We start from the raw sequence: 24,776 nt of genomic DNA, 5'->3' as shown, positions 1-24,776 counted from the left end.
CAGTCGTGGCCTCTTCGCTGGCAAGCCAGCGCCCACAGGTACGGCGCCTGTTTGGCGATCACCGCAGTGCTGTGGGCGCAGGCCTGTCAGGTCAGGGCAGATCGCGGCTCAGGTAGAACGCGGTCAGCACCTTGACCAGGTGCGCCAGGTCCTGGCTGCCGCACAGCTCGCGGATCGAGTGCATGGCAAACGTCGGCAGGCCGATGTCCACCGTGCGCACACCCAGGTGGCTGGCGGTGATCGGGCCGATGGTCGAGCCGCAGCCCATGTCGCTGCGCACCACGAAGCTCTGCACCGGCACTTCCTCGGCCATGCACAGGTGGCGGAAGAAACCGGCGGTTTCGCTGTTGGTGGCGTAGCGCTGGTTGTTGTTGACCTTGATCACCGGGCCGGCGTTGAGCTTGGGCCCGTGGTTGCCGTCGTGCCGGTCGGCGTAGTTGGGGTGCACGCCGTGGGCATTGTCGGCCGACACCAGCAGCGAGCGCTGGATGGCCCGGACGAAATCGTCACCGTCGGGCAGCAGGCGGCGCAGGGTCTGTTCCAGCATCGGGCCGTCGGCGCCGCAGGCGGAGCTGGAGCCGACCTCTTCGTGGTCGTTGCACACCAGTACACAGGTCTCGTCGCTGTCGGCGGCCAGCAGGGCCTGCAGGCCGGCGTAGCACGACAGCAGGTTGTCCAGCCGCGCGCCGGCGATGAAGTCGCCATGCAGGCCGACCACGGCGGCGTCCTGGGTGTCGTAGAAGCTCAGCTCGTAGTCCAGCACCACGTCGGCGTTCAGGCCATGTTCGCGGGCCAGTTGCTCGGTGAGCAGGGCGCGAAAGTCGACGCGCTCGTCACCGGCCACCTGGGCCAGGATCGGTGGCAGCTCGGTCTGCGGGTTGATCGCCCAGCCTTCGTTGGCGCTGCGGTTGAGGTGGATCGCCAGGTTGGGGATCACCGCGATGGGCTGCTTGAAGTCGATCAGCTGGCTTTCGACCTTGCCGTCGCGGCGGAAGGTCACGCGCCCGGCCAGCGACAGGTCGCGGTCGAACCAGGGGGCCAGCAGGGCGCCTCCGTAGACTTCCACGCCCAGCTGCCAGAAGCCCTGGCGTTGCAGTTCGGGCTGTGGCTTGACGCGCAGGCAGGGGCTGTCGGTGTGGGCGCCGACCAGGCGAATGCCGTCGAGCAGCGGCGAATGGCGGCCGAGCTTGATGGCGATGATCGAGGAGTCGTTGCGGGTCAGGTAGTAGCGTCCGCCGGGCGTGGTGGCCCAGCTGTCACGTTCGTCCAGGCGCTGGTAGCCGGCGGCCTCGAGGCGCTGCGACAGGCTGGCGGTGGCGTGGAACGGCGTGGGGGAGGCCTTGAGAAAGTCGATCAGGCCTTGGTTCAGTGCATCGCGCATAGGTCACTCCAGACAGCAGTGGCGCGAGTTTAACGTATTGATCACGGATTTGCGTGGGCCCTATCGCGGGGCAAGCCCGCTCCCACAGCGTTCAGGGTGATCGTTGTGGGAGCGGGCTGACCCGCGATGGCCGCGCCGCGGTGTATCAGAACGGCGCCGGGCACTCGAAGCGCAGTCGTTCGCCGCTCACCGGGTGGGTGAAGCTCAGCATGCTGGCATGCAGGCACAACCGCTCATGCGCCGCCAGGGCCTCGGGGTAGGCGTACAGTCGATCCCCCAGCAGCGGATGCCCGATCGACAGCATGTGCACGCGCAACTGGTGTGAACGCCCGGTAATCGGCGTGAGCTCCACCCGGCAATGATCGCCACAGCGCTCGACGATGCGCCAGAAGGTCAGCGCATGCTTGCCCTGCTCGTGGTCCACCACGTGCCGTGGCTTGGTGGGCGGGTCGTAGCGCAACGGCAGGTCGATGCTGCCGCTGTCCAGCGCAGGCTGGCCCCAGCACAGTGCGGTGTAGGCCTTCTCGGTTTCACGGTCATGGAACTGGCGCGACAGCTCGCGGTGGCTGTCGGCGTCGCGCGCCAGCAGGATGATCCCCGAGGTTTCCCAATCCAGACGGTGCACGATCAGGGCGTCGGGGTAGCCGTTTTCCTGCAGGCGGGTGATCAGGCAATCCTTGTTGTCGTCGGCGCGCCCCGGCACGGACAGCAGCAGGGTCGGCTTGTTGACCACCAGGATGGCGGCATCCTGGTGAAGGATGTGAACGTTGGACAGCGGCATTGCGTGTTCTCTGCAAACGCCAACGGCGGCGGCCGGGCCCGGGCTGTATGAGCCCGGGCCCGGCCGCCGCCGTGGCAGGTTACCCCTGTGCGCCGATCAACGATCGGGCAGGGTGATATTGAGTTCCAGGATGGAGCAGCTGCCCTGGTTCTCCAGAGCGACGTGCACATCATCCGAGCCGATGTTGACGTACTTGCGGATCACCTCGACCAGTTCCTTCTGCAAGGCTGGCAGGTAGTCCGGAGTACTGCGCTGGCCGCGCTCGTGCGCCACGATGATCTGTAGACGCTCTTTCGCGACCGACGCGGTGCTTACTTTTTTGTTGGCACGAAAGAAGTCAAAAAGGTTCATTGGTCAGTTGCCTCCAAACAGGCGCTCGAAGAATCCCTTCTTCTGTACATCGAGGAACCGGTGTTCCACGGTTTTGCCCAGCAGGCGGTCGACGGTGTCGCTGTAGGCCTGGCCGGCATCGCTCTGGTCGTCGAGGATCACCGGCACGCCCTGGTTGGATGCCTTGAGCACCGCCTGGGATTCGGGGATCACGCCCAGCAGCGCGACGGCGAGGATTTCCTTGACGTCCTCGACACCGAGCATTTCGCCCTTGCTCACGCGCTCTGGATGGTAGCGGGTGATCAGCAGGTGTTCCTTGATCGCGTCTTCGCCCTTCTCGGCGCGTCGCGACTTGCTGGCCAGCAGGCCCAGCATGCGGTCCGAGTCACGTACCGAGGAGACTTCCGGGTTGGTCACCACGATGGCTTCGTCGGCGAAGTACATGGCCAGGTGGGCGCCTTTCTCGATACCGGCCGGCGAGTCGCAGACCACGTATTCGAATTGCTCCTTGAGCTCCATCAGGACCCGCTCCACGCCTTCGAGCGTGAGCGCATCCTTGTCACGGGTCTGGCTGGCGGCCAGCACGTACAGGTTCTCGAGGCGCTTGTCCTTGATCAGGGCCTGCTGCAGGTTGGCTTCGCCGTTGACCACGTTGACGAAGTCGTACACCACGCGGCGTTCGCAGCCCATGATCAGATCGAGGTTACGCAGGCCGACGTCGAAGTCGACGATGACCGTCTTGTGGCCGCGCAGTGCAAGGCCGGTACCGATAGCGGCGCTGGTGGTGGTCTTACCCACACCACCCTTGCCGGATGTAACCACTAGAATCTTGGCCAAGGTGTATCACCCCTAAAGAAAAAGGACGTTGAGGTCCCAGAAATATCCAAACCGGCAACATATGGAAAAGTTGCGCTGAAAATGGCGGCAAGTATCCGTTAAAGACGGGTGATGTTCAACACGTCACCGGACAGGCTGACCTGCACGTTGGCCCCCCACAACGGGTCGCGACGCAGGTCTTCGGCCACCTTGTACTGCCCGGCGATCGAGACCATTTCGGCGGTCAGCTGCTGACAGAAAATACGTGCCCTGGTATTGCCCTTAATACCGGCGAGGGCGCGACCGCGCATCGCGCCGTAAACATGGATGTTGCCATCGGCCAGAAGTTCCGCACCGGGGCTGACCGAAGCCAGTACCACCAGGTCGCCGCCCTGAGCATAGATCTGTTGGCCGCCACGCACCGGCGAGGTGATGATTTTTGTCGGTTTTACCGCAGGCTCCGGCGGCGGGGCCGGGGCCGGCTCGGGCTTGGGCGCCGGTGGCACCTCCACCGCAGGCTCCAGCGCACGTTCGCGGGCACCGGACGGCGGCAGCACCGGCAGGTCGATGGCAATGGCGGCGGCGATGTCCTCGATACGGCTGGCGCGAATGGCCAGGGTACGCAGGCCATGGTGGCGGCATACGCGCATCAGCCCGGGCAGGTCGACCGCGCCTTCGCCGGCCGGCAGCTTGTCCAGCGCCAGCACCAGCGGGGTGTTGCTGAAGAAGTTGGGGGCCTGGGCGACTTTGGCCGCCAGTTGCCGATCGAGGCCTTCGAGGTCGTTCTGCGCAAGCTCGAGCACCGTGATGGCGAGCATGCTGCCCTTGAGCTGGAACACGGGGGCTTGGTCTGGCGTCTGGGTTTGGCTCATGGTTGGCATAAGGCAGCTTGTTACGAAAAAGTGCTCAGACTTATAACGAGAACGCCGGTTAGCCGCAACCCGCAGCGAACCGTTGTAGAATGCCCGGCCATCGTCTTTGCGGAATGTTTAATGGATCGCCCGCGTTTTCGCCTTTATTTTCTTCATCCACGCTTCTGGCCGCTGTGGCTGGGCCTGGCCCTGCTGTGGCTGATCGTGCAGCTGCCCTACCGGGCTTTGCTGGTGCTGGGCCGCCTGCTGGGCGCGCTGATGTACCGTGTTGCCGGTGACCGTCGACGCATTGCTGCGCGCAACCTGGAACTGTGTTTCCCCGAATTACCGTCTGTCGAACGAACCCGTCTGCTCAAGGAAAACTTCGCCTCCACCGGCATCGCCTTCTTCGAAATGGCCATGAGTTGGTGGTGGCCAAAGGCCCGGTTGGCGCGCCTGGCGCACATCGAGGGGCTGGAGCACCTGCAGGCGGCGCAGCGTGACGGGCAGGGGGCCATCCTGATGGCCCTGCACTTCACCACGCTGGAGATCGGTGCGGCGCTGCTGGGCCAGGAACACACCATCGATGGCATGTACCGCGAGCACAAGAACCCGTTGTTCGACTTCGTGCAGCGCCGTGGGCGCGAGCGGCACAACCTCGACTCGCTGGCCGTGGAGCGCGAGGACGTGCGCGGCATGCTCAAGCTGCTGCGCTCGGGGCGCGCCATCTGGTATGCGCCCGACCAGGACTACGGCGCCAAGCAGAGCGTGTTCGTGCCGCTGTTCGGGATCGAGGCGGCTACCGTGACCGCCACCACCAAGTTCGCCCGCCTGGGGCGGGCGCGGGTGATCCCGTTCACCCAGCAGCGCCTGGCGGACGGCAGTGGCTACCGGCTGGTGATCCATGCGCCGCTGCAGGATTTTCCGGGGGAGAGCGAAGAGGCCGACTGTCTGCGCATCAACCAGTGGATCGAGTCGGTGCTGCGTGAATGCCCCGAGCAGTACCTGTGGGCACACCGACGCTTCAAGTCGCGCCCGCCGGGGGCGCCCAAGCTGTACTAGGACAATCGTGGGGTGGCTATCGCGGGTCAAGCCCGCTCCCACAAGGGTAGCCACAAACCTGTGGGAGCGGGCTTGGCCCGCGATGCAGTCGATAGGGATCTCAGGGAGTACCCCATGCCAGCACCCCAACCGGTCACCGGCCTGATTCTCTCGGGCGGTGGCGCCCGTGCCGCCTACCAGGTCGGCGTGCTCGCCGGCATCGCCGACCTGCTGCCCGCCGGCGCCGGCAACCCGTTCCCGGTGATCGTCGGCACCTCGGCCGGGGCCATCAATGCGGTGACCCTGGCCAGCGGTGCGATGCATTTTGCCGACGCCATCCGCCGCCTCACCGGCTTCTGGCAGGGCTTTCGCAGCCACCAGGTACTGCGCAGCGACTGGCCCGGGGTGATCCGCCAGGCCAGCCGCTTCGTCGGCCACAGCCTGCTGGGCCTGGGGGCCCAGGTACCGGTGGCGCTGCTCGACAGCTCGCCGCTGCGCAAACTGCTCAACCAGCACCTGGACCTGGACGGCATCGGCCATGCCATCGACCAGCAGCACCTGCGCGCGGTGGCGGTGACCGCGTTCGGCTACGAGTCGGGCCAGGCGGTGACCTTCTACCAGGGCAAGGGCGCCATCGACCCGTGGCTGCGCCATCGACGCATCGGCATGCCGACCCGCCTGAGCGTCGAGCACCTGCTGGCCAGTTCGGCCATCCCGTTGCTGTTTGCGCCGATCAGGCTGGGCCACGAATTCTATGGTGACGGTGCGGTGCGCCAGTCGGCGCCGATCAGCCCGGCGCTGCACCTGGGCGCCAACCGCGTGCTGGTGGTGGGGGTCAGCGGCAACCCCCAGGGGCCGACGCCGGGTGATCCACGCGAGCGGGTGTTCAGCGGCAAGCAGCCGAGCCTGGCGCAGATCGGCGGGCACCTGCTCAACAGCACGTTCATCGACAGCCTGGAAGACGACCTGGAGCTGTTGCAGCGGCTCAACCACCTGAGCCACCTGCTGCCCAGCGATGTGCAGCCCCGGCGCCTGGGCCTGGCCCCGGTGGAGGTGCTGGTGGTTGCGCCCAGCCAGCCGCTGGACGAGATCGCCGCCCGCCATCGGCGCGAACTGCCCGCCGCGCTGCGCATGTTCCTGCGCGGCCCGGGGGCGACCAAGACCAGCGGCGCCGGGGTGCTCAGCTACCTGTTGTTCGAAGCCGGCTATTGCAGCGAGCTGATCGAACTGGGCCGGCGCGACGCGCTGACCAAGCAGGGCGAGCTGTGCCGCTTTCTCGGCCTGCCGCTGCCCCGGCCCTGAGCGCTACTCGGCGATCTGCAGGCGGCGTGCCTCGGTGTACACGTATCGCACCTTTTCATACTCGAACGGCGAGTTCAGCTGGCCGTAGCGAAAGCTGGTGGTATAGCGCTTGTCGATGGCGCGCAGTACCCAGACCTCCGGGTTGTCGCTGCTGACCTCGGCCATGTTGAGGAAGTTGATCCAGTTCTCGGCGCTGTAGTCCACCACCAGCCCGCCGGTGTCGCGCAGGTTCGACGGGCCCAGGATCGGCAGCATCAGGTACGGGCCGTCCGGCACGCCATAGAAGCCGAGGGTCTGGCCGAAGTCTTCGCTCTGGTGCGGCAGCCCCATCTTGGTCGCCGGGTCCCACAGGCCGGCGACGCCCAGGGTGGTGTTGAACAGCAGGCGCGCGGTGATCTCCATCGAGCGCTTGCCCTTGAACTGCAGCAGGCTGTTGAGCAGGTTGGGCACATCGCCCAGGTTACTGAAGAAGTTGCTGACCCCGGTGCGCACGAAGCTTGGGGTGATGTAGCGGTAGCCATTGACCACCGGCAGGAACACCCACTGGTCGAAGCGGTAGTTGAAGTGGTACAGCCGGCGGTTCACCGACTCGAACGGGTCGTAGACGTTCAGCGCGGTCAGGGTCGAACGCTCGAACTCGCGCTGGTCCAGGCCGGGGTTGAACTTGAGTTCCTTGAGCGGATCGGTGAAGCCGTCGGCTTCGATCACGCTGGCTCGCGCCGGGATCTCATCGGCCTGTACCAGGCCTGCGGCGAGCAACGCCGTCACGATCAGAAGTTTTTTAACCACGGAAAAACTCCAGCATCGCGTCGCTGTTGACGCGGTAATTGATATTGCCGCAGTGCCCGCCATGCGGGTACAGGGTCAGGCGGTCGCCAAAGGTGCTGCGCAGAAAGCCGATGTCGCCGGGGCCCAGGATCACATCGTCGGCGTTGTGCATCACGGCGATTTTCGGGCTGTTTTGCAGGTAGTCCTTGAGGGCATACAGGCTCACCTGGTCGATCAGTTGCAGCAGGCTGCCGCCATCGGTGCGCGCGCGCCACATGGGGATGACCTGCTCGGTCAGGTAGCAGTCGAAGTCGCATTGCAGCGCACGCTTGAAGAACGGCGTGAGGCTGCTGCCTTCGGTGATCGGGTACTTGGGCGGGGTGATCAGGCCGCGGCGGTTGATCAGGTCGGAGGTAAAGGCGATATCGGCGGACGAGAAGCGGAACGAGGTGCCTATCAGCATCGCCATCTGCTCGTTGCTCAGGTGCTGGCGCGACTGCTGGAAGTCGTAGAGCAGTGCGTCGTTGAGGTCGATGTAGCCTTTTTGCTGGAAGTAGCGGGTGAGCTTGGTCAGCACCAGTTCATAGAAGGTGGTGCTGTTGTTCACGCCCTTGACCTCGGTCTGCACCAGCTTGTCGAGGTTGCTGATCGAGGTGTAGAGGTTGACCGGCGGGTTGAGCAGCAGCACGCGCTTGAAGTTGAAGCTGCGCCGGGTTTCGTCCAGGTGGCTGACGAAGGCTGCGTCGAGGGCACCGAGGCTGTAGCCGGTGAGGTAGTACTCGCTGACAGGCAGGCGCGGGTGCTGGGCGCGCACGCCCTGCATCACCCGGTACAGGTCTTCGGCGTCTTCGGCGCTCACGCCCGGGGTGGCGAAGCGCGAGGCGGCGCTGATGAAGTCGAAGCTGGTGGGCGAGGACAGCTGCACCACGTGGTAGCCGGCCTTGTAGTAGAGGCGCTTGAGGTACTCGTTGAGGCTGCTGGTGTAGGGCGCGCCGGTACCGGCGATCAGGAAGATCAGCGGCGCCTCGTGGTCCTGTCGGGCCAGGCGATAGCGCAGCTTCTTGACCGCCCAGAAGTTGTCCGGAAGGGTGAACTCGCGTTCGGGGCGCAGGTTGAGGCTGTAGTCGGACTGATCGATGTCATCGTCGGTCGGCAGTTCGGGGCGCAGGTCGGGCGGTGTGGAGGCGATCGTCGCCTCGAAGGGATTGGTCAGCGGGTAGCCATAGGTGGCCGCATCGACATCCACCGCAGACGCGGCCGCACTCATCAAGAGGCCACCCAGCAGGGCAGCAAGGCGCAGTGATCGAAGCATGACGGATCCCCAGGAAAGGCAAGGCAAAGTGTGTACTGCAGGCTAGGACACTCGTGCTATCGGCAAAGTTGCCTTGTGCCCCGGCATTTACCGTCCCCGATGTTGCCGTGCGGGCCAGTGCCAGGGCAACAGCGGGTTTTGTTTCTTTGCTGATAAAAGTAGCTCAGGCCGCCGCTTTTGCCTTGCACAGGCCCGGTGGGGGATTATGCTGGGCGCCGTTTTCCTGTTTCCGGAGTTGTCATGTCCCGCCGTTTGCCGCTGATTGCCTTGCTTGTGTGCCTGTCGCTGTGGGCTGCGGCCTGCTATGGGGTGCGTTACGGCTTCATGGAGGATGTCAGGTGGGTCGGTGTGTGCAGCTCGCCCCAGGTGAGCTGGGAGTGCCAGTTGCGCGCCACGCTGGGCCTGATGATCCACTTGCGGGTGCTGGGCTGGGTCGCCCTGGGGTTGGCCGTGGTGGCGACGCTGGTGCCGCGTCGGGCCGGCTGGTGGCTGGCGGTGCTGTCCCTGGTGTTCGGGCTGCCGGCACTGGCGCTGTACACCGTGAGCCTGGCGGCGTTCGCGCTGGTGCTGGCGGGGTTGCGGCTGGTGCGGCGCACGGCCTGAGGCTTACGCTGTATCGTTCGCCGGCAAGGCCGGCGCCTATCGGGTTCAACGCCTCCCTGCAGAGCCGGCCTTGCCGGCGAAGAGCCGACGCTCAGCCCTGCCTGATCCGCAGGCAGCGCCACAGCGCCGCGGTCATCAGCGCGCTCACCAGGGCCCACACCAGCGCCTGCTGGCTGCTCAAGCCCTCGATGAACAGCTGCGGCGCAATCCCGGCGCCGACGATGAAGGTCAGCAAGGCCACCTCGGCGCGCGCTACCCGCACCGGTTGCAGCAGGTACACCACCGCCGGCAGCACCAGCGCCGGGCTCGGGAAGCTGCGGTAGCGCGGGTCGAACACCAGCGCCAGCATGCTCACCGCCGCCGCGAAGCCGGCCGCCATCACCCACCAGCCGGCACGCGCCTGCAGCCAGGCGAACAGGCGCTCACGCCAGCCACTGCGCTGTGCCAGCGCCAGCGCGCCATGGGCCAGTACCACCAGGTTGAGCCCCGCCAGCAGCACGGCCCACAACCACTCGCCAACGAAGCGGCTGTTGACCCGTACCAGCTCGCCCCACAACCCCAGGCTGGCGGCCCCCAGTGCGGCCAGCAAGGGCAGCGCCAGGGCGCCACGCACGCCGCGCACCGGCCCGGCCAGGGCCAGGGTGGCGGCGAACAGCAGCACGCCGATGCCCAGCCACTGCGGCCAGAACGGCAGGTTGCTCACCGGGCCTTCGAGTATGCCCTTGTCCTGCCGGTCGGCATCGTACAGCCCCCAGTAACCGCCCACCGCGCCTTCGCTGGCGCGCTTCCACGGCTGGTCGAAGGCTTCGATCAGGTTGTAATTCCAGCCATTCTGCTCGGCCATGGCGACGAACCCGCGAATGAAGCGCGCTTCGTTGACCCGGCTGGGCAGGGCGGTCTCGCGCTGGCGCCCTTCGCTGGGCCAGCCGGTTTCGCCGATCATCACGTCCTTGGGCGCGAAGCGGTTGCCGAACACCTGGCGGATCTCGCCTACGTGGGCCAGCGCATCGTCGATGCCCTTGGGATCATCTTCCCAGTAGGGCAGCAGGTGAATGGTCACGAAGTCCACCTGCGGCGCGATCTGTGGATGCTGCAGCCAGAACTCCCACACGTCGGCGTAGGTCACCGGTACCTGCACCTGGCTTTTCACCTGGTGGATCAGATCGGCCAGGTGATCGCCCGTCACTTCCTTGCGCAACAGCACCTCGTTGCCCACGATCACGGCGCGGGTGATGTCCGGGTTGGCATTGGCGGTGGCGATCAGGGCCTTGATCTCCTTGGCCGTGACCAGCGGGTCGGCACTCACCCAGGCCCCGAACATCACCTTCAGGCCGTACTTGCGCGCCAGCTGCGGGATCGCTTCCAGGCCCGTCATCGAGTAGGTGCGGATGCATTCGAAGCGCTGTGCAAGCAGGGCGAGGTCAGCCTCCACGCGCTCCGGACGCAGGGTGAAGGGCTGGTCGAACGGCGACTGGTCCTTGTCGAAGGGCGTGTAGGAGACGCATTGCAACTTGTGCGTGGGGCTGGCGGCGTCCGGCAGCGATACCGGCTTGCCGAGCCCGTACCAGAGCCCGCCCAACGCGAACAGGCCAAGCAGGCAGGCAAACAGGTAGGGCAGCAGCGGGAAGCGGGCAGTCGAGGGCATGGCGCGGACCGGTCAGGAAACAAAGCCGCCAATACTACCTGCAAATGCCGGCCGGTAGCGGGCCTGGCTGGCGTTGTGATGTCGTTTCTCGATGTTTCGACGTCGCTGACAGAGCAGGTTGGCCGCCAGTGGCGGTTGATGATGCAGGTTCCGTGACGTGACGAGGGGATGCTTTGATGAAAATGCGACGACTCCTGGGGGCGGGCACTGCCCTGATACTGGCCATGGGCACCAGCCTGGCCATGGCCAAGGAAGTAAGCATCGGCTACGTCGATGGGTGGTCCGACAGCGTGGCGACCACCCATGTGGCGGCCGAGGTGATCAAGCAGAAGCTCGGTTATGACGTCAAGCTGATGCCGGTGGCCACCGGCATCATGTGGCAGGGGGTGGCCACCGGAAAGCTCGATGCGATGCTGTCGGCCTGGCTGCCGGTGACCCATGGCGAATACTGGGCCAAGAACAAGGACAACGTGGTCGACTACGGCCCCAACTTCAAGGACGCCAGGATTGGCCTGATCGTGCCCGAATACGTCAAGGCGCAGTCGATCGCCGACCTCGGAAGCGATGCCGGCTTCAAGAAGAAGATCGTCGGCATCGACGCCGGGTCCGGGGTGATGCTCAAGACCGACCAGGCGATCAAGGACTACGACCTTGCCGGCTACAAGCTGCAGGCCAGCTCCGGCGCTGCCATGACCTCTGAACTGGGGCGCGCCTACGCCAAGCAGCAGCCCATCGTGGTCACCGGCTGGGTGCCGCACTGGATGTTCGCCAAGTGGAAGCTGCGCTTTCTCGAAGACCCCAAAGGCGTGTACGGCGCCGCCGAGACGGTCAACAGCATCGGCAGCAAGGAACTCGATACGAAGGCGCCGGAAGTCGCAGCGTTCCTGAAGAAGTTCTCGTGGCAATCCAAGGACGAGATCGGCGAAGTCATGCTGGCCATTCAGGAAGGCGCAAAGCCGGACGCTGCGGCGAAGGAGTGGGTCGCCAAGCACCCCGAGCGGGTCGCCGAGTGGACCGCAAAATAATGGCCTAAGGCCTCTATCTGGCACCTTCCAGGGCCGCGCGGTGTTTTGCCACCGCGCGGCCCTTTGCATGGGCGGCTGTTACGTAGCCGGTAAAAGAGTTTTACATCTAAGACTAAGGTCGTCTGGAGTGCGTCCCAAGGCAGCATAAAGTGGCGTGGTACTACCCAATCTGTGCTGCGAGGACAAAAACAATGAACGACAGCATTTATCTCTCGATACAAAACAGCCCGCGGTTCAAGGAGCTGGTTTCAAAACGTGAACGCTTCGCCTGGATTCTCTCGGCGATCATGCTCGGCCTCTACGCCGCCTTTATCCTGTTGATTGCCTACGGCCCGCAGATTCTGGGTGCCAAGCTCAGCCCCGGCTCCTCGATTACCTGGGGTATCCCGCTGGGTGTGGGTCTGATCGTTTCGGCTTTCGTGCTGACCGGCATCTACGTACGTCGTGCCAATGGTGAGTTCGACGAGCTGAACAACGCGATCCTGAAGGAGGCTCAGCAATGATCCGGCGTCTACTGGCAACACTGGCCTTTGGCGCTTTCGCGCCTGCCGTCTGGGCCGCCGACGCCCTGACCGGCGAGGTGCACAAACAACCCCTGAACGTCTCGGCGATCCTGATGTTCGTCGCCTTCGTCGGTGCCACCCTGTGCATCACCTACTGGGCTTCAAAGCGTAACAAGTCGGCCTCTGACTACTACGCCGCAGGCGGGCGAATCACGGGCTTCCAGAACGGCCTGGCGATTGCCGGCGACTACATGTCGGCAGCCTCCTTCCTGGGTATTTCCGCACTGGTATACACCTCCGGCTACGACGGCCTGATCTACTCGATCGGCTTCCTGGTGGGCTGGCCGATCATTCTGTTCCTGATCGCCGAACGCCTGCGCAACCTGGGCAAGTACACCTTTGCCGACGTGGCCTCGTATCGCCTCGGGCAAAAGCAGATCCGCACCCTGTCAGCCTCCGGCTCGCTGGTGGTGGTGGCGTTCTACCTGATCGCGCAGATGGTCGGCGCCGGCAAGCTGATCCAGCTGCTGTTCGGCCTGGACTACCACGTGGCGGTCATCCTGGTGGGTATCCTGATGTGCATGTACGTGCTGTTCGGCGGCATGCTCGCAACCACCTGGGTACAGATCATCAAGGCGGTGCTGCTGCTGTCCGGTGCCAGCTTCATGGCGCTGATGGTGATGAAGCACGTCAACTTCGACTTCAATGCGCTGTTCTCCGAGGCGATCAAGGTTCACCCCAAGGGTGAGGCGATCATGAGCCCGGGCGGCCTGGTCAAAGACCCGATCTCCGCGTTCTCGCTGGGCCTGGCGCTGATGTTCGGTACCGCTGGCCTGCCGCACATCCTGATGCGCTTCTTCACCGTGAGCGACGCCAAGGAAGCGCGCAAGAGCGTGCTGTATGCAACCGGCTTCATCGGCTACTTCTACATCCTGACCTTCATCATCGGCTTCGGCGCGATCCTGCTGGTCAGCACCAACCCGGACTTCAAGGACGCAGCAGGCGCCTTGCTGGGCGGCAACAACATGGCTGCGGTGCACCTGGCCGACGCCGTGGGCGGCAGCATCTTCCTGGGCTTCATCTCGGCAGTGGCCTTCGCCACCATCCTGGCAGTGGTTGCCGGCCTGACCCTGGCCGGTGCCTCGGCGGTGTCCCATGACCTGTATGCCAGCGTATGGCGCAAGGGCAAGGTCAACGACAAGGACGAGATCCGCGTGTCGAAGATCACCACCGTCGCACTGGGTGTGCTGGCCATCGGCCTGGGTATCCTGTTCGAAAGCCAGAACATCGCGTTCATGGTCGGCCTGGCGTTCTCGATCGCGGCCAGCTGCAACTTCCCGGTATTGCTGCTTTCGATGTACTGGAAGAAGCTGACCACCCGTGGCGCCATGATCGGCGGCTGGATGGGGCTGGTAAGTGCGGTGGGCCTGATGGTGCTCGGTCCGACCATCTGGGTGCAGATCCTGGGTCACGAGAAAGCCATCTACCCGTATGAGTACCCGGCGCTGTTCTCGATGCTGATTGCCTTTGCCGGTATCTGGTTCTTCTCGGTTACCGACAAGTCCAAGGCAGCGGATGACGAGCGTGCGCTGTTCTTCCCGCAGTTTGTCCGGTCGCAAACCGGCCTGGGGGCAAGCGGTGCTGTTTCGCACTGAGTCCTGAGCAATAAAAAAACGGCCTTCGGGCCGTTTTTTTATGTGGGGGCCATTGCACCCCCGGGTTTCTATATCTTGCCGAGCAACAACAGGATCAACAGGATGATCAGCACGGTACCAATGATGCCGGACGGGCCGTAGCCCCAACTTCTGGAGTGCGGGAAAACGGGTAAGCCACCGATCAACAGCAAAATCAGGATGATGATAAGTATGGTGCCCATGGCAGAGTCCTTTTGTTGAGTACGGTAATCAGCGTGTGCAGTTGCGATCCATCTCTTCGGTCATGACCTTCATGTCCGCCTGTTAATTCGGACTCCCACAGGCAACTAAAAGTTTAGTTCGATATGTGTTTGCCCGCGCCATTCAGCATCCTGATACAGCGTGGGCGTCGCTGCACCCTTCGCTACACTGGCCTTCAACTTCAGGAACAAGGCATCCGGCTATGCAAAACCGCATGATGATCACTGGCGCCGGGTCCGGCCTTGGCCGCGAGATTGCCCTGCGCTGGGCCCGCGAGGGTTGGCAACTGGCCCTGAGCGACATCGGCGAGGCCGGCCTGCAGCAGACCCTCACGCTGGTGCGCGAGGCGGGCGGCGAGGGCTTCGTCCAGCGTTGCGACGTGCGCGACTACAGCCAGCTCACCGCCCTGGCCCAGGCCTGCGAAGAAAAGCTCGGCGGCATCGATGTGATCGTCAACAACGCCGGGGTGGCGTCGGGCGGTTTTTTTGCCGAGCTGTCGCTGGAAGACTGGGACTGGCAGATCGCGATCAACCTGATGGGCGTGGTCAAGGGCTGCAAGGCGTTCCTGCCGCTGCTCGAACGCAGCAAGGGCCGCATCATCAACATCGCGTCCATGGCGGCGCTGATGCAGGGGCCGGCCATGAGCAACTACAACGTGGCCAAGGCCGGGGTGGTGGCGCTGTCCGAAAGCCTGCTGGTGGAGCTGCGCCAGCAACAGGTGGCGGTGCATGTGGTGTGCCCGTCGTTCTTCCAGACCAACCTGCTGGATTCGTTCCGCGGCCCCACCCCGGCAATGAAGGCCCAGGTGGGCAAACTGCTGGAAAGCTCGCCGATCAGTGCCAGCGACATTGCCGGCTACATCTACGAGGGGGTGGCGCGCGGTGACTTCATGATTCTGCCCCACGAGCAGGGGCGCCTGGCCTGGCAGCTCAAGCAGCGCGACCCGCAGGCGCTGTATGACGAAATGGCCGAGATGGCCGTGCGAATGCGTGCCAAGGGGCGTCAGACGCAGGCGTAGGCTGTTCGCTACGGTATGCTAGGCGCTTTTGCGCGGGTAGCAGCGGACGTGATGAATTATGTGTGGTTCTTTCTGGCGGCGGTGTTCGAGATCGCCGGCTGTTATGCCTTCTACATGTGGCTGCGGCTGGGCAAGAGCGGCTGGTGGATCGCCCCCGCGCTGCTCAGCCTGACCCTGTTCGGCCTGCTGCTGACCCGCGTCGAGGCGGCCTACGCCGGGCGCGCCTACGCCGCCTATGGCGGCATCTATATCGTCACTTCGCTGCTGTGGCTGGCGGTGGTGGAGCGTGCCCGGCCGATGGGCAGCGACTGGCTCGGTGCGTTGCTGTGCGTGATCGGCGCCACCATCATCGTGATCGGACCACGTCTGCAAAACAGCTGAGCGGGTAGGATCTTGTAGGCAAATTCCCGCAAAGTTGTGGGAATTGTCTATTTGCCTGTCAGAGCGTTGAACCGTTTCAGCACCCGGTTCAGTCTTCACTCTCCCCTGATGTGGAGGATTGGAGAATGCTGGTCATAGGGCGCGAAGTCGGCGAGGTCATCACCATCGATGACGACATCAAGATCAAGGTGCTGTCGGTAGACGGCAACACGGTGCGTTTCGGCATCTGCGCACCACGCGATGTGGAGGTGCACCGTGCAGAAATCTATCGGCGTATCGCCGAGCAACTGGGCAAGGGCGGCCTGGGCGCCTGATCACTGATCGTCGAGCAGCTCGCGGGGCACTTCATGCCTGGCGAGCAGTTGGCACTGCTGGCTGTCCAGGTCGAACAGGATCACCGCCTGCCCCTTGGCCAGCGCCTGGCGCACGCGCAGTACACGGGTTTCCAGCGGGGTGTCGTCGCCATTGTCGGTACCGTCGCGGGTGACGAAGTCTTCGATCAGGCGGGTGAGGGTGTCGGCTTCGAGCTGGTCGTAGGGTATCAACATAAAAAAGCTACAGAATCAGGAAAGGTTTCGCACATGCTACGCGAAACCTTTCCTGCATGTGGCCTGCATGTGGCTAGCCTTTTTGGCCAACCAGGCTGTCCACCGCCGGTACGCGGGTATCACTTTCCATTTGTGCGTCGTGTTCCAGCTGGTGGCTGAAGCTTTCCAGCGAACTGCCGGTGGGCTTGGAATCGCTGGCGAACACCGGCGGGCTGAGCAGGTAGGCGCTGAGCAGGCGGCTGAGGGCAGCCAGGCTGTCGATATGGGTGCGCTCGTAGCCGTGGGTGGCGTCGCAGCCGAACGCCAGCAGCGCGGTACGGATGTCATGCCCGGCGGTGATCGCCGAATGCGCGTCGCTGAAGTAGTAGCGGAACAGGTCGCGGCGCACCGGCAGGTTGTGCTCGCGGCCCAGGCTCAGCAGGTGGCGCGACAGGTGGTAGTCGTAGGGGCCGGCAGAGTCCTGCATGGCCACGCTGACCGCGTGTTCGCTGGAGTGCTGGCCGGGGGCGACCGGGGCGATGTCGATGCCGACGAATTCGCTGACGTCCCACGGCAATGCGGCGGCGGCCCCCGAGCCGGTTTCTTCGGTGATGGTGAACAGCGGATGGCAGTCGATCTGTGGCTGGATGCCGCTTTCGACGATGGCCTTGAGCGAGGCCAGCAGCGCCGCGACGCCGGCCTTGTCGTCCAGGTGACGGGCGCTGATATGGCCGCTTTCGGTGAACTCGGGCAACGGGTCGAAGGCCACGAAGTCACCGATGCCGATGCCCAGGGTTTCACAGTCGGCGCGGGTGGTGCAGTAGGCATCCAGGCGCAGCTCGACGTGCTCCCAGCTGACCGGCATCTGGTCGACCGCGGTATTGAAGGCGTGCCCGCTGGCCATCAGCGGCAGCACGCTGCCGCGAAACACGCCGGTGTCGGTGAACACGCTGACCCGGCTGCCCTCGGCGAAACGGCTCGACCAGCAGCCGACCGGGGCCAGGCCCAGACGGCCGTTGTCCTGCAAGGTGCGCACGCTGGCGCCGATGGTGTCCAGGTGCGCCGAAACGGCGCGGTCGGGCGAGCTCTTGCGGCCCTTGAGGGTGGCGCGGATGGTGCCGCGCCGGGTCAGCTCGAAGGGGATACCCAGTTCTTCCAGGCGCTCGGCCACGTAGCGCACGATGGTGTCGGTGAAGCCGGTGGGGCTGGGGATGGCGAGCATTTCCAGCAGGACCTTCTGCAGATAGGTCAGGTCCGGTTCGGGCAATTGATCAGGCATGCGGACTCCTCGTGGGGCGTTGTCACGGCACCGGCCGGCTGTGCGGGAACAGCAGGTCGACGAAGCGTTCGGCAGTGGGTTGGGGTTCGTGGTTGGCCAGGCCCACCCGTTCATTGGCTTCGATGAACACGTAGTCGGGCTGGTCGGCGGCCTTGACCATCAGGTCCAGGCCGACCACCGGAATGTCCAGGGCGCGGGCGGCCCGCACGGCGGCATCCACCAGGGTCGGGTGCAGGCGTGCGGTGACGTCTTCCAGGCAGCCGCCGGTGTGCAGGTTGGCGGTACGCCGTACGGCCAGGCGCTGGCCGGCGGGCAGAATGGTGTCGTAGTCGACCCCGGCGGCGTGCAGGGTGCGCTGGGTCTCGGCGTCGAGCGGGATCTTGCTTTCGCCACCGGTGGCGGCCTGGCGCCTGCGGCTCTGGGCTTCGATCAGCGCACCGATGGCGTGCTGGCCGTCGCCGACGATCGAGGCCGGGTGACGAATCGCGGCGGCCACCACCTCGTAGCCGATGACCACGATGCGCAGGTCCAGCCCTTCATGAAAGCTTTCCAGCAGCACGCGGCTGTCGTATTGGCGCGCGTGCTCGATGGCGGCGTCCAGGTCTTGCAGGCAGGTCAGGTTGACCGCCACGCCGTTGCCCTGTTCGCCATCCAGCGGCTTGACCACCACCGCGCCGTGGTCTTCCAGAAAGGCCAGGTTGTCGGCGGCGTTGCCCGCCAGCTGTTGCGCCGGCAGGCTCAGGCCGGCGGTTTCGAGCACCTTGTGGGTCAGGCTCTTGTCCTGGCACAGGGTCATGCTCACGGCGGTGGTCAGGTCGCTGAGCGACTCGCGGCAGCGCACCCGGCGTCCGCCGTGGTTGAGGGTGAACAGCCCGGCGGTGGCATCGTCCACCTGCACATCGATGCCGCGCTTGTAGGCTTCCTCGACGATGATTCGCGCATAGGGGTTGAGCCCGGCCTCCGGCCCCGGCCCCAGGAACAGCGGCTGGTTGATGCCGTTCTTGCGCTTGACCGCGAAGGTGGGCAGGGTGCGAAAGCCCAGCTTGGCGTACAGCCGCTTGGCCTGGCGATTGTCGTGCAGCACCGACAGGTCGAGGTGGCTCAGCCCGCGGCTCATGAAGTGTTCGATCAGGTGGCGTACCAGTACTTCGCCGACCCCGGGCCGAGTGCAGTTGGGGTCCACGGCCAGGCACCACAGGCTGCTGCCGTGCTCCGGGTCGTCGAAGGCCTTTTGATGATTCAGGCCCATCACGCTGCCGATCACCGCACCGTTGTCCTCGTCTTCGGCCAGCCAGTACACCGGGCCGCCCTGGTGGCGCGGAGTGATCAGCGCCGGGTCGACCGGCAGCATGCCACGGGCCACGTACAGCTCGTTGATGGCTGCCCAGTCGCTGTCGCTCTGTGCGCGGCGGATACGAAAGCCGCGAAACACCCGCTGCGCCTGGCGGTAGTCGCTGAACCACAGGCGCAGGGTGTCGGAGGGGTCGAGAAACAGCTGTTGCGGCGCCTGGGCCAGTACCTGCTGGGGGGCGGCCACGTACAGCGCGATATCGCGCTCGCCGGGCTGCTCCTTGGCCAGGGCCGCCGCCAGGCTGGCCGGGTCGGGGTAGGTGTGGCCGATCAGCAGCCGGCCCCAACCGCAATGCAACCAGCGCGGCTGGTCGTGCGGGTCGCTGCCGTCGCCGGCCAGTTGCGCCTGCAGGCGTTCATAGGACGGCACCTGGCCGCGCAGCAGGCGCTGGCCATAGGGTGAGGCATGGGCTTTCATCGATCAGATTCCTTGTTCGCTGAGCCACAGGTTCAGCGCGGCCAGTTGCCACAGCTTGGAGCCGCGCAGCGGCGTCAGTTGCCCATGCGGGTCGCTGAGCAGGCGGTCGAGCATGGCCGGGTTGAACAGGCCGCGGTCCTGGCTCGGGTCCAGCAGCAGCTCGCGTACCCAGTCCAGGGTGGCGCCTTGCAGGTGCTTGAGGCCCGGTACCGGGAAGTAGCCCTTCTTGCGGTCGATGACTTCACTGGGGATGACCAGTCGCGCGGCTTCCTTGAGCACCTGCTTGCCGCCATCGGGCAGCTTGAACTGGGCCGGCACCCGCGCCGACAGCTCCACCAGCCGGTAGTCGAGGAACGGCGTGCGAGCCTCCAGGCCCCAGGCCATGGTCATGTTATCGACCCGTTTGACCGGGTCGTCGACCAGCATCACCGTGCTGTCCAGGCGCAGGGCCTTGTCGACTGCCGCGCTGGCGCCGGGCTGGGCGAAGTGTTGGCGCACGAAGTCGCCGGCGGCGTCATTGCTCAGCAGCCAGGCCGGCTGCACGGTGTCGCGGTACTCGTCGTAGCTGCGGTCGAAGAAGGCCTCGCGGTAGGCCGCGTACGGGTCCTTGGCGCCGTCCACCTGCGGGTACCAGTGGTAGCCGGCGAACAGCTCGTCGGCACCCTGGCCGCTCTGCACCACCTTGCAGTGCTTGGCCACTTCCCGCGAGAGCAGGTAGAAGGCGATGCAGTCGTGGCTGACCATCGGCTCGCTCATGGCGCGGAACGCGGCCGGCAGTTGCTCGATGATTTCGCGCTCGTCGATGCGCAACTGGTGGTGGCGTGTGCCGTAGTGCTTGGCGATCAGGTCCGAATACTGGAACTCGTCGCCACGTTCGCCGCCGGCATCTTCAAAGCCTATGGAAAAGGTCGACAGGTCCTCGACCCCGACTTCGCGCAGCAGGCCGACCAGCAGGCTGGAGTCGACGCCGCCCGAGAGCAGCACGCCGACATCCACGGCCGCGCGCTGACGGATTGCAACGGCTTCGCGGGTGCTGTCGAGCACGCGGTCGCGCCAGTCTTCCAGGGTCAGGTGCTGTTCATCGGTGCGTGGGCCGTAGTGCAGGTTCCACCACACGTGCTGCTCGGCGCGGCCCTGGGCGTCGATGCGCATCCAGGTGGCCGGTGGCAGCTTTTCGATGTTCGCCAGCAGGGTCCGCGGGGCGGGTACCACGGCGTGGAAGTTCAGGTAGTGGTTGAGTGCCACCGGGTCGAGCACCGGGTTGATGTCGCCGCCCTTGAGCAGGGCCGGCAGGCTCGATGCGAAGCGCAGGCGTTCGCCGGTGCGCGACAGGTACAGCGGCTTGACCCCCAGGCGGTCGCGGGCGAGGAACAGCTGCTGGCTGTCACGTTCCCAGATCGCCAGGGCGAACATGCCGTTCAGGCGCGGCAGCAGATCGGCGCCCCAGGCGTGGTAGCCCTTGAGCAGCACTTCGGTGTCGCCGTCCGAGTAGAAGGCATAGCCCAGGCTTTCGAGTTCGGCGCGCAGTTCGGGGAAGTTGTAGATGGCGCCGTTGAATGCCAGCGACAGGCCCAGCTGGCTGTCGATCATGGGCTGGGCCGAGCCGTCGGACAGGTCCATGATCTTCAGGCGCCGATGGCCCAGGGCGATGGGCCCCTGGCTATGGAAGCCCCAGGCATCCGGGCCGCGGGGCGCCAGGTGATGGGTCATCCGTTCGACCGCGGCCAGGTCCGCCGGGCGTGGTGTGTTGGCTACAGGGGTGAAACGAAACTCTCCAGCTAATCCGCACATAAGTCCTTACCGGTTTTTCCGTTGGGGAAGGTGCCCTGAATTCGGGCACATAGGAACTGACCGGTGCGGATCCTGTGAGTTTTAGATCAATCTGTTATAAGCCTTCAGCCTTGCTTGCCCTTGCCGCGTATCAGTTCGCGCAACATGAAACGATTCGGGTGGCAGGCCTCGGCCACGTCGCGCGGCACCGGCAAGGGTGCGTTGTCGACCCAGGCGGCGATCAGTTCACCCGCCAGAGGCGCGGTGATCAGGCCGCGCGAACCATGGCCGCTGTTCACATACAGGCCCTCCAGCCAGGGGCACGGAGTGTCCGGCAGCTGTCGCGCGTCCTTGCCGAGCACGGCATACGCCTGGTTGAACGCCGCCTTGCCGGCCAGCGGGCCGACGATCGGCAGGTAGTCGGGGCTGGTGCAGCGAAACGCCGCGCGGCCCTGCAGGCTGGCCGGTTCCAGCTCGGCAGCGCCAAGGCGTTCTGCCAGGTCGCCGGAGATTTCCCGCAGCAGCTCCAGGTTGCTCGCATGTTCGGCAGCGGTGGGGGCGAGGTCGGTGCTGTGGAAGTCGAAGCTCGCCCCCAGGGTGTGTTCGCCCAGGCGCGGCGGCGCGACGTAACCGTCGGCGCACACCACGGTGCCCAGCGCGCGGCTGGCGTTGGTGGCCGGCAGGCGGGTGATCTGCCCGCGGATGCGCTTGAGCGGCAGCTCGGCGCACGGCTCGAAACGATGGATGTCCGCTGCGCTGGCCAGCACCACCAGCGGCGCGCTGGCCAGCAGGCGCTCGCCGTCCCATGCCTGCCACAAGCCGTCGACCTTGCGCAGCTGTACCACGTCATGGTGGGGCAGCAGGGTGATGTTCGGTTGCCCGGCCTGCCATTGGCACAGCGCGGGCGGATGCACCCAGCCGCCCTCGGGGTAGTACAGACCGCCACTGGGCAGGCCGACCCCGGCCACGGCTTCGGCCTGCGGCTGGTCGAGGCGCCGCAGCAGGGTGTCGCTGAACGCCTGGTCGAGCTTGATCTGGCGCTGGTCTTCCTTGTCGTCGAAGGCCAGTTGCAGCACCCCGCAGGCGTCCCAGTCGGTGCCGCGCTGCAACTGTTCGAGCAGGCGGCGGGTGTAGCCGAAGCCGGCGACGATCAGCCGCGACAGTGCGGTGCCGTGGGCCGACAGCTTCAGGTACAGCACGCCCTGGGGGTTGCCCGAGGCTTCACCAGCAGGGGCGGCGTGGCGCTCCAGCAGGCGTACCTGCCAGCCGCGCGCCGCCAGGCTGGCGGCGGTGGCGCAACCGGCCAGGCCGGCGCCGATCACCAGCGCCTCGCGGGGGCCGGCCAGCGGCGCGGGGCGCGCGAACCATGGGGCAACCGGCGCGAGCGGCGGTTGCTCGGCAGGCCAGCCGGTGAATGCGCCGCGCAGCACTTCCCATTTTTTGCCGATACCCGGAATGCGCTTCATCTTGAAGCCCACCGCAATCAGCCCGCGACGCACCCAGCCGGTGCTGGTGAAGGTGCCAAGGGTGGCACCCGGCGCCGACAGGCGGCCGAGCTGGGCGAACAGCTCGGGGGTCCACATGTCGGGGTTCTTGGCCGGGGCAAAGCCATCGAGAAACCAGGCGTCGATGGAGGCGTCCAACTGCGGCAGCTGTTCCCGCGCATCGCCGATCATCAGGGTCAGGGTCACCCGACCCTGGTCGAAGACGAACTGCTGGAAACCTTCGTGCACCGCCACGTACTGCGCCAGCAGTGGCTGGCTGAACGGCGTCAGCTCGGGCCACAGGGCCAGGGCCTTGGCCAGGTCGGCATGGCTGAGGGGGTATTTTTCGACGCTGACGAAATGCAGGCGTGCCCCGGCCGGTGCATAGTCGGCGAACACCTGCCAGGCGCAGAAGAAGTTCAGGCCGGTGCCGAAGCCGGTTTCCCCGATCACCAGGCAACTGCCGTCGGCCATCGCGGCGAAGCGCTGGCGCAGGTCGTTCTGCTCGATGAACACATGACGGGTTTCCTCCAGGCTCTGCTCCTTGGAGAAATAGATGTCGTCGTACTGGCGTGAATACGGGCGGCCCTGTTCATCCCACTCGATCTGGGCGTACTGGGTCGGGGTGGCGGGGGTGTCGTTCATGTTCGGCTCGGCAACAGCGAAGCGTGCATTCTAGCCGATCGCCTTGCGACAAAGGGCTGCGTGATCCGCTAGTCTTGCTTATCCAAGAAGGGAGCCTGGTATGTTCGAATCCGCCGAAATTGGTCACGCCATCGACAAAGAAACCTATGACGCCGAAGTGCCGGCGTTGCGCGAAGCCTTGCTCGAAGCCCAGTTCGAGCTCAAGCAGCAGTCTCGCTTTCCGGTCATCGTGCTGATCAATGGCATCGAGGGGGCCGGCAAGGGCGAAACCGTCAAGCTGCTCAACGAGTGGATGGACCCGCGCCTGATCGAGGTGCGCACCTTCGACCAGCAGACCGACGAGGAGCTGGCCCGGCCGCCGGCCTGGCGCTACTGGCGGGCCTTGCCGAGCAAGGGGCGCATGGGCGTCTTCTTCGGCAACTGGTACAGCCAGATGCTGCAGGGGCGGGTGCATGGCCAGTTCAAGGACGCGGTGCTCGACCAGGCCATCAACGGTGCCGAACGGCTGGAAAAGATGCTGTGCGACGAAGGCGCGCTGATCTTCAAGTTCTGGTTTCACCTGTCCAAGAAGCAGATGAAGGCGCGGCTCAAGTCGCTCAAGGATGACCCGCTGCACAGCTGGAAGATCAGCCCGCTGGATTGGCAGCAATCGCAGACCTATGACCGGTTCGTGCGCTTCGGCGAACGGGTGCTGCGCCGCACCAGCCGTGACTATGCACCCTGGCACATCATCGAGGGCGTGGACCCGAACTACCGCAGCCTGGCAGTGGGCAAGATCCTGCTCGAGGGCCTGCAGAACGCCTTGAAGGCCAAGACCCTGGGGCGCCAGACCAACATCGCGCCGCTGGGCGAATCCATCGACGGACGCAGCCTGCTGGGCAGCCTGGACATGACCCTGCGCCTGGACAAGAACGACTACCAGGAGCAGCTGATTGTCGAGCAGGCCCGTCTGGCGGGCCTGCTGCGTGACAAGCGCATGCGTCGCCACGCGCTGGTGGCGGTGTTCGAGGGCAACGACGCGGCGGGCAAGGGCGGTGCCATTCGGCGCGTGGCCGCCGCGCTGGACCCGCGTCAGTACCGCATCGTGCCGATTGCCGCCCCTACCGAGGAGGAGCGGGCGCAGCCCTACCTGTGGCGGTTCTGGCGGCACATTCCGGCGCGCGGCAAGTTCACGGTGTTCGACCGCTCGTGGTACGGGCGGGTGCTGGTGGAGCGTATCGAGGGTTTTTGCAGCCAGGCCGACTGGATGCGCGCCTATGGCGAGATCAACGATTTCGAGGAGCAACTGCACGACGCTGGCGTGGTGGTGGTCAAGTTCTGGCTGTCGATCGACGAGCAGACCCAGCTTGAGCGTTTTCAGGAGCGCGAGCAGATACCGTTCAAACGCTTCAAGATCACCGAGGAAGACTGGCGCAACCGCGACAAGTGGGACGCGTATTCCGAGGCGGTGGGCGACATGGTCGACCGCACCAGCACCGAAGTGGCGCCCTGGACGCTGGTGGAGGCCAATGACAAGCGTTGGGCGCGAGTGAAGGTGCTGCGCACCATCAACGAGGCGCTGGAGGCGGCGTTCAAGAAAGACAAGAAGTGATCATTGGCCGCATCGCGGGGCAAGCCCGCTCCCACAGGCACTCCATCAGCCTTGTGGGAG

24 protein-coding genes are annotated in these 24,776 nt (G+C 65.3%); 10 read left to right on the top strand and 14 right to left on the bottom strand.

From position 1 onward, the window contains the following. Positions 1 to 91: 91 nt before the first annotated feature. The 5 genes from JZZ72_RS08770 to minC form a co-directional block, all read right to left on the bottom strand. Positions 92 to 1,381, bottom strand: a complete 1,290-nt coding sequence (locus JZZ72_RS08770; RefSeq protein ID WP_054914664.1) for a M18 family aminopeptidase — start codon at positions 1,379 to 1,381, stop codon at positions 92 to 94. A gap of 145 nt (positions 1,382 to 1,526) precedes the next feature. Further along, complete coding sequence (locus JZZ72_RS08765; RefSeq protein ID WP_054914663.1) at positions 1,527 to 2,162, bottom strand: RluA family pseudouridine synthase; 636 nt, start codon at positions 2,160 to 2,162, stop codon at positions 1,527 to 1,529. Positions 2,163 to 2,258: 96 nt separating this feature from the next. Continuing rightward, positions 2,259 to 2,513 carry a cell division topological specificity factor MinE gene (minE, locus tag JZZ72_RS08760; protein ID WP_019693048.1) on the bottom strand — a complete coding sequence of 85 codons (255 nt, stop codon included), beginning with the start codon at positions 2,511 to 2,513 and terminating at the stop codon, positions 2,259 to 2,261. A 3-nt stretch (positions 2,514 to 2,516) separates the two neighbouring features. Next, positions 2,517 to 3,329, bottom strand: a complete 813-nt coding sequence (gene minD / locus JZZ72_RS08755; protein ID WP_054915873.1) for a septum site-determining protein MinD — start codon at positions 3,327 to 3,329, stop codon at positions 2,517 to 2,519. A gap of 98 nt (positions 3,330 to 3,427) precedes the next feature. Continuing rightward, positions 3,428 to 4,180 carry a septum site-determining protein MinC gene (gene minC, locus JZZ72_RS08750; RefSeq protein WP_370409160.1) on the bottom strand — a complete coding sequence of 251 codons (753 nt, stop codon included), beginning with the start codon at positions 4,178 to 4,180 and terminating at the stop codon, positions 3,428 to 3,430. Between the two features lie 120 nt (positions 4,181 to 4,300). Here minC and JZZ72_RS08745 point away from each other — a divergent pair, with 120 nt between their 5' ends. Next, positions 4,301 to 5,221 (top strand): lipid A biosynthesis lauroyl acyltransferase, encoded by a 921-nt coding sequence (locus JZZ72_RS08745; RefSeq protein WP_043862646.1) that lies wholly within the window; start codon positions 4,301 to 4,303, stop codon positions 5,219 to 5,221. Positions 5,222 to 5,335: 114 nt separating this feature from the next. Beyond that, complete coding sequence (locus JZZ72_RS08740; protein WP_043862647.1) at positions 5,336 to 6,502, top strand: patatin-like phospholipase family protein; 1,167 nt, start codon at positions 5,336 to 5,338, stop codon at positions 6,500 to 6,502. Between the two features lie 3 nt (positions 6,503 to 6,505). On the opposite strand, the gene JZZ72_RS08735 is transcribed toward JZZ72_RS08740, so the two are convergent. Continuing rightward, positions 6,506 to 7,291 (bottom strand): MlaA family lipoprotein, encoded by a 786-nt coding sequence (locus tag JZZ72_RS08735; protein WP_054915870.1) that lies wholly within the window; start codon positions 7,289 to 7,291, stop codon positions 6,506 to 6,508. Continuing rightward, the gene (locus tag JZZ72_RS08730; RefSeq protein WP_043862649.1) at positions 7,284 to 8,582 is read right to left on the bottom strand and encodes a serine/threonine protein kinase; all 1,299 of its coding nucleotides are present in this window, start codon (positions 8,580 to 8,582) and stop codon (positions 7,284 to 7,286) included. Before JZZ72_RS08730 ends, JZZ72_RS08735 begins: the two co-directional genes overlap by 8 nt. A 240-nt stretch (positions 8,583 to 8,822) precedes the next feature. Here JZZ72_RS08730 and JZZ72_RS08725 point away from each other — a divergent pair, with 240 nt between their 5' ends. Next, complete coding sequence (locus JZZ72_RS08725; RefSeq protein ID WP_043862650.1) at positions 8,823 to 9,185, top strand: hypothetical protein; 363 nt, start codon at positions 8,823 to 8,825, stop codon at positions 9,183 to 9,185. Between the two features lie 91 nt (positions 9,186 to 9,276). Here JZZ72_RS08725 and JZZ72_RS08720 read toward each other — a convergent pair whose 3' ends face one another. Then, positions 9,277 to 10,830, bottom strand: coding sequence for a glycoside hydrolase family 17 protein (locus JZZ72_RS08720; protein ID WP_210014297.1), 1,554 nt, complete (start codon positions 10,828 to 10,830; stop codon positions 9,277 to 9,279). Positions 10,831 to 11,006: 176 nt separating this feature from the next. Between JZZ72_RS08720 and JZZ72_RS08715 the strand changes: the two genes are divergently transcribed. From JZZ72_RS08715 to JZZ72_RS08705, 3 genes are all read left to right on the top strand, one after another. After that, on the top strand, positions 11,007 to 11,855 hold the full coding sequence (locus JZZ72_RS08715) for a glycine betaine ABC transporter substrate-binding protein (protein ID WP_054915868.1): 849 nt from the start codon (positions 11,007 to 11,009) through the stop codon (positions 11,853 to 11,855). A gap of 191 nt (positions 11,856 to 12,046) precedes the next feature. Beyond that, a complete protein-coding gene (locus tag JZZ72_RS08710; RefSeq protein WP_043862653.1) occupies positions 12,047 to 12,358 on the top strand; it encodes a DUF485 domain-containing protein in 312 nt (103 codons plus the stop codon). After that, positions 12,355 to 14,013, top strand: a complete 1,659-nt coding sequence (locus tag JZZ72_RS08705) for a cation acetate symporter (protein WP_043862654.1) — start codon at positions 12,355 to 12,357, stop codon at positions 14,011 to 14,013. Before JZZ72_RS08710 ends, JZZ72_RS08705 begins: the two co-directional genes overlap by 4 nt. Positions 14,014 to 14,081: 68 nt before the next feature. Here the strand turns inward: JZZ72_RS08705 and JZZ72_RS08700 are convergent, their stop codons facing one another. Further along, on the bottom strand, positions 14,082 to 14,234 hold the full coding sequence (locus tag JZZ72_RS08700) for a DUF3309 family protein (protein ID WP_010224169.1): 153 nt from the start codon (positions 14,232 to 14,234) through the stop codon (positions 14,082 to 14,084). A 221-nt stretch (positions 14,235 to 14,455) separates the two neighbouring features. On the opposite strand from JZZ72_RS08700, the gene JZZ72_RS08695 reads away from it, so the two are divergent. The 3 genes from JZZ72_RS08695 (at position 14,456) to csrA (ending at position 15,966) form a co-directional block, all read left to right on the top strand. Beyond that, complete coding sequence (locus tag JZZ72_RS08695) at positions 14,456 to 15,271, top strand: SDR family oxidoreductase (protein ID WP_054915867.1); 816 nt, start codon at positions 14,456 to 14,458, stop codon at positions 15,269 to 15,271. A gap of 48 nt (positions 15,272 to 15,319) precedes the next feature. Next, entirely contained in the window at positions 15,320 to 15,652 is a 333-nt protein-coding gene (locus JZZ72_RS08690; protein WP_054915866.1) for a YnfA family protein, read from the top strand. 125 nt (positions 15,653 to 15,777) lie between these two features. Then, positions 15,778 to 15,966, top strand: coding sequence for a carbon storage regulator CsrA (csrA, locus tag JZZ72_RS08685; protein WP_043862657.1), 189 nt, complete (start codon positions 15,778 to 15,780; stop codon positions 15,964 to 15,966). Here the strand turns inward: csrA and JZZ72_RS08680 are convergent, their stop codons facing one another. The 5 genes from JZZ72_RS08680 to mnmC all read right to left on the bottom strand — a co-directional run bounded on the left by JZZ72_RS08680 (position 15,967) and on the right by mnmC (position 23,125). Further along, complete coding sequence (locus tag JZZ72_RS08680; protein WP_043862658.1) at positions 15,967 to 16,200, bottom strand: YheU family protein; 234 nt, start codon at positions 16,198 to 16,200, stop codon at positions 15,967 to 15,969. It lies immediately after the preceding gene. 73 nt (positions 16,201 to 16,273) lie between these two features. Next, positions 16,274 to 17,458 carry an osmoprotectant NAGGN system M42 family peptidase gene (locus tag JZZ72_RS08675; protein ID WP_043862659.1) on the bottom strand — a complete coding sequence of 395 codons (1,185 nt, stop codon included), beginning with the start codon at positions 17,456 to 17,458 and terminating at the stop codon, positions 16,274 to 16,276. Between the two features lie 22 nt (positions 17,459 to 17,480). Beyond that, positions 17,481 to 19,226, bottom strand: coding sequence for an N-acetylglutaminylglutamine synthetase (ngg, locus tag JZZ72_RS08670; protein WP_210014296.1), 1,746 nt, complete (start codon positions 19,224 to 19,226; stop codon positions 17,481 to 17,483). A 3-nt stretch (positions 19,227 to 19,229) separates the two neighbouring features. Further along, positions 19,230 to 21,017, bottom strand: coding sequence for an N-acetylglutaminylglutamine amidotransferase (locus JZZ72_RS08665; protein WP_210014295.1), 1,788 nt, complete (start codon positions 21,015 to 21,017; stop codon positions 19,230 to 19,232). 104 nt (positions 21,018 to 21,121) lie between these two features. Beyond that, entirely contained in the window at positions 21,122 to 23,125 is a 2,004-nt protein-coding gene (gene mnmC, locus JZZ72_RS08660; protein WP_210014294.1) for a bifunctional tRNA (5-methylaminomethyl-2-thiouridine)(34)-methyltransferase MnmD/FAD-dependent 5-carboxymethylaminomethyl-2-thiouridine(34) oxidoreductase MnmC, read from the bottom strand. 100 nt (positions 23,126 to 23,225) lie between these two features. On the opposite strand from mnmC, the gene pap reads away from it, so the two are divergent. Next, a complete protein-coding gene (pap, locus tag JZZ72_RS08655) occupies positions 23,226 to 24,716 on the top strand; it encodes a polyphosphate:AMP phosphotransferase (RefSeq protein ID WP_054915862.1) in 1,491 nt (496 codons plus the stop codon). Positions 24,717 to 24,776: the final 60 nt, after the last annotated feature.

It is taken from the genome of Pseudomonas palmensis (genome assembly GCF_017848315.1).
GTDB classification, from domain to species: Bacteria; Pseudomonadota; Gammaproteobacteria; order Pseudomonadales; family Pseudomonadaceae; genus Aquipseudomonas; species Aquipseudomonas palmensis.
The sequence above is the reverse complement of the archived record's forward strand: the minus strand, read 5'-3'. Positions and strand labels throughout refer to the sequence as shown.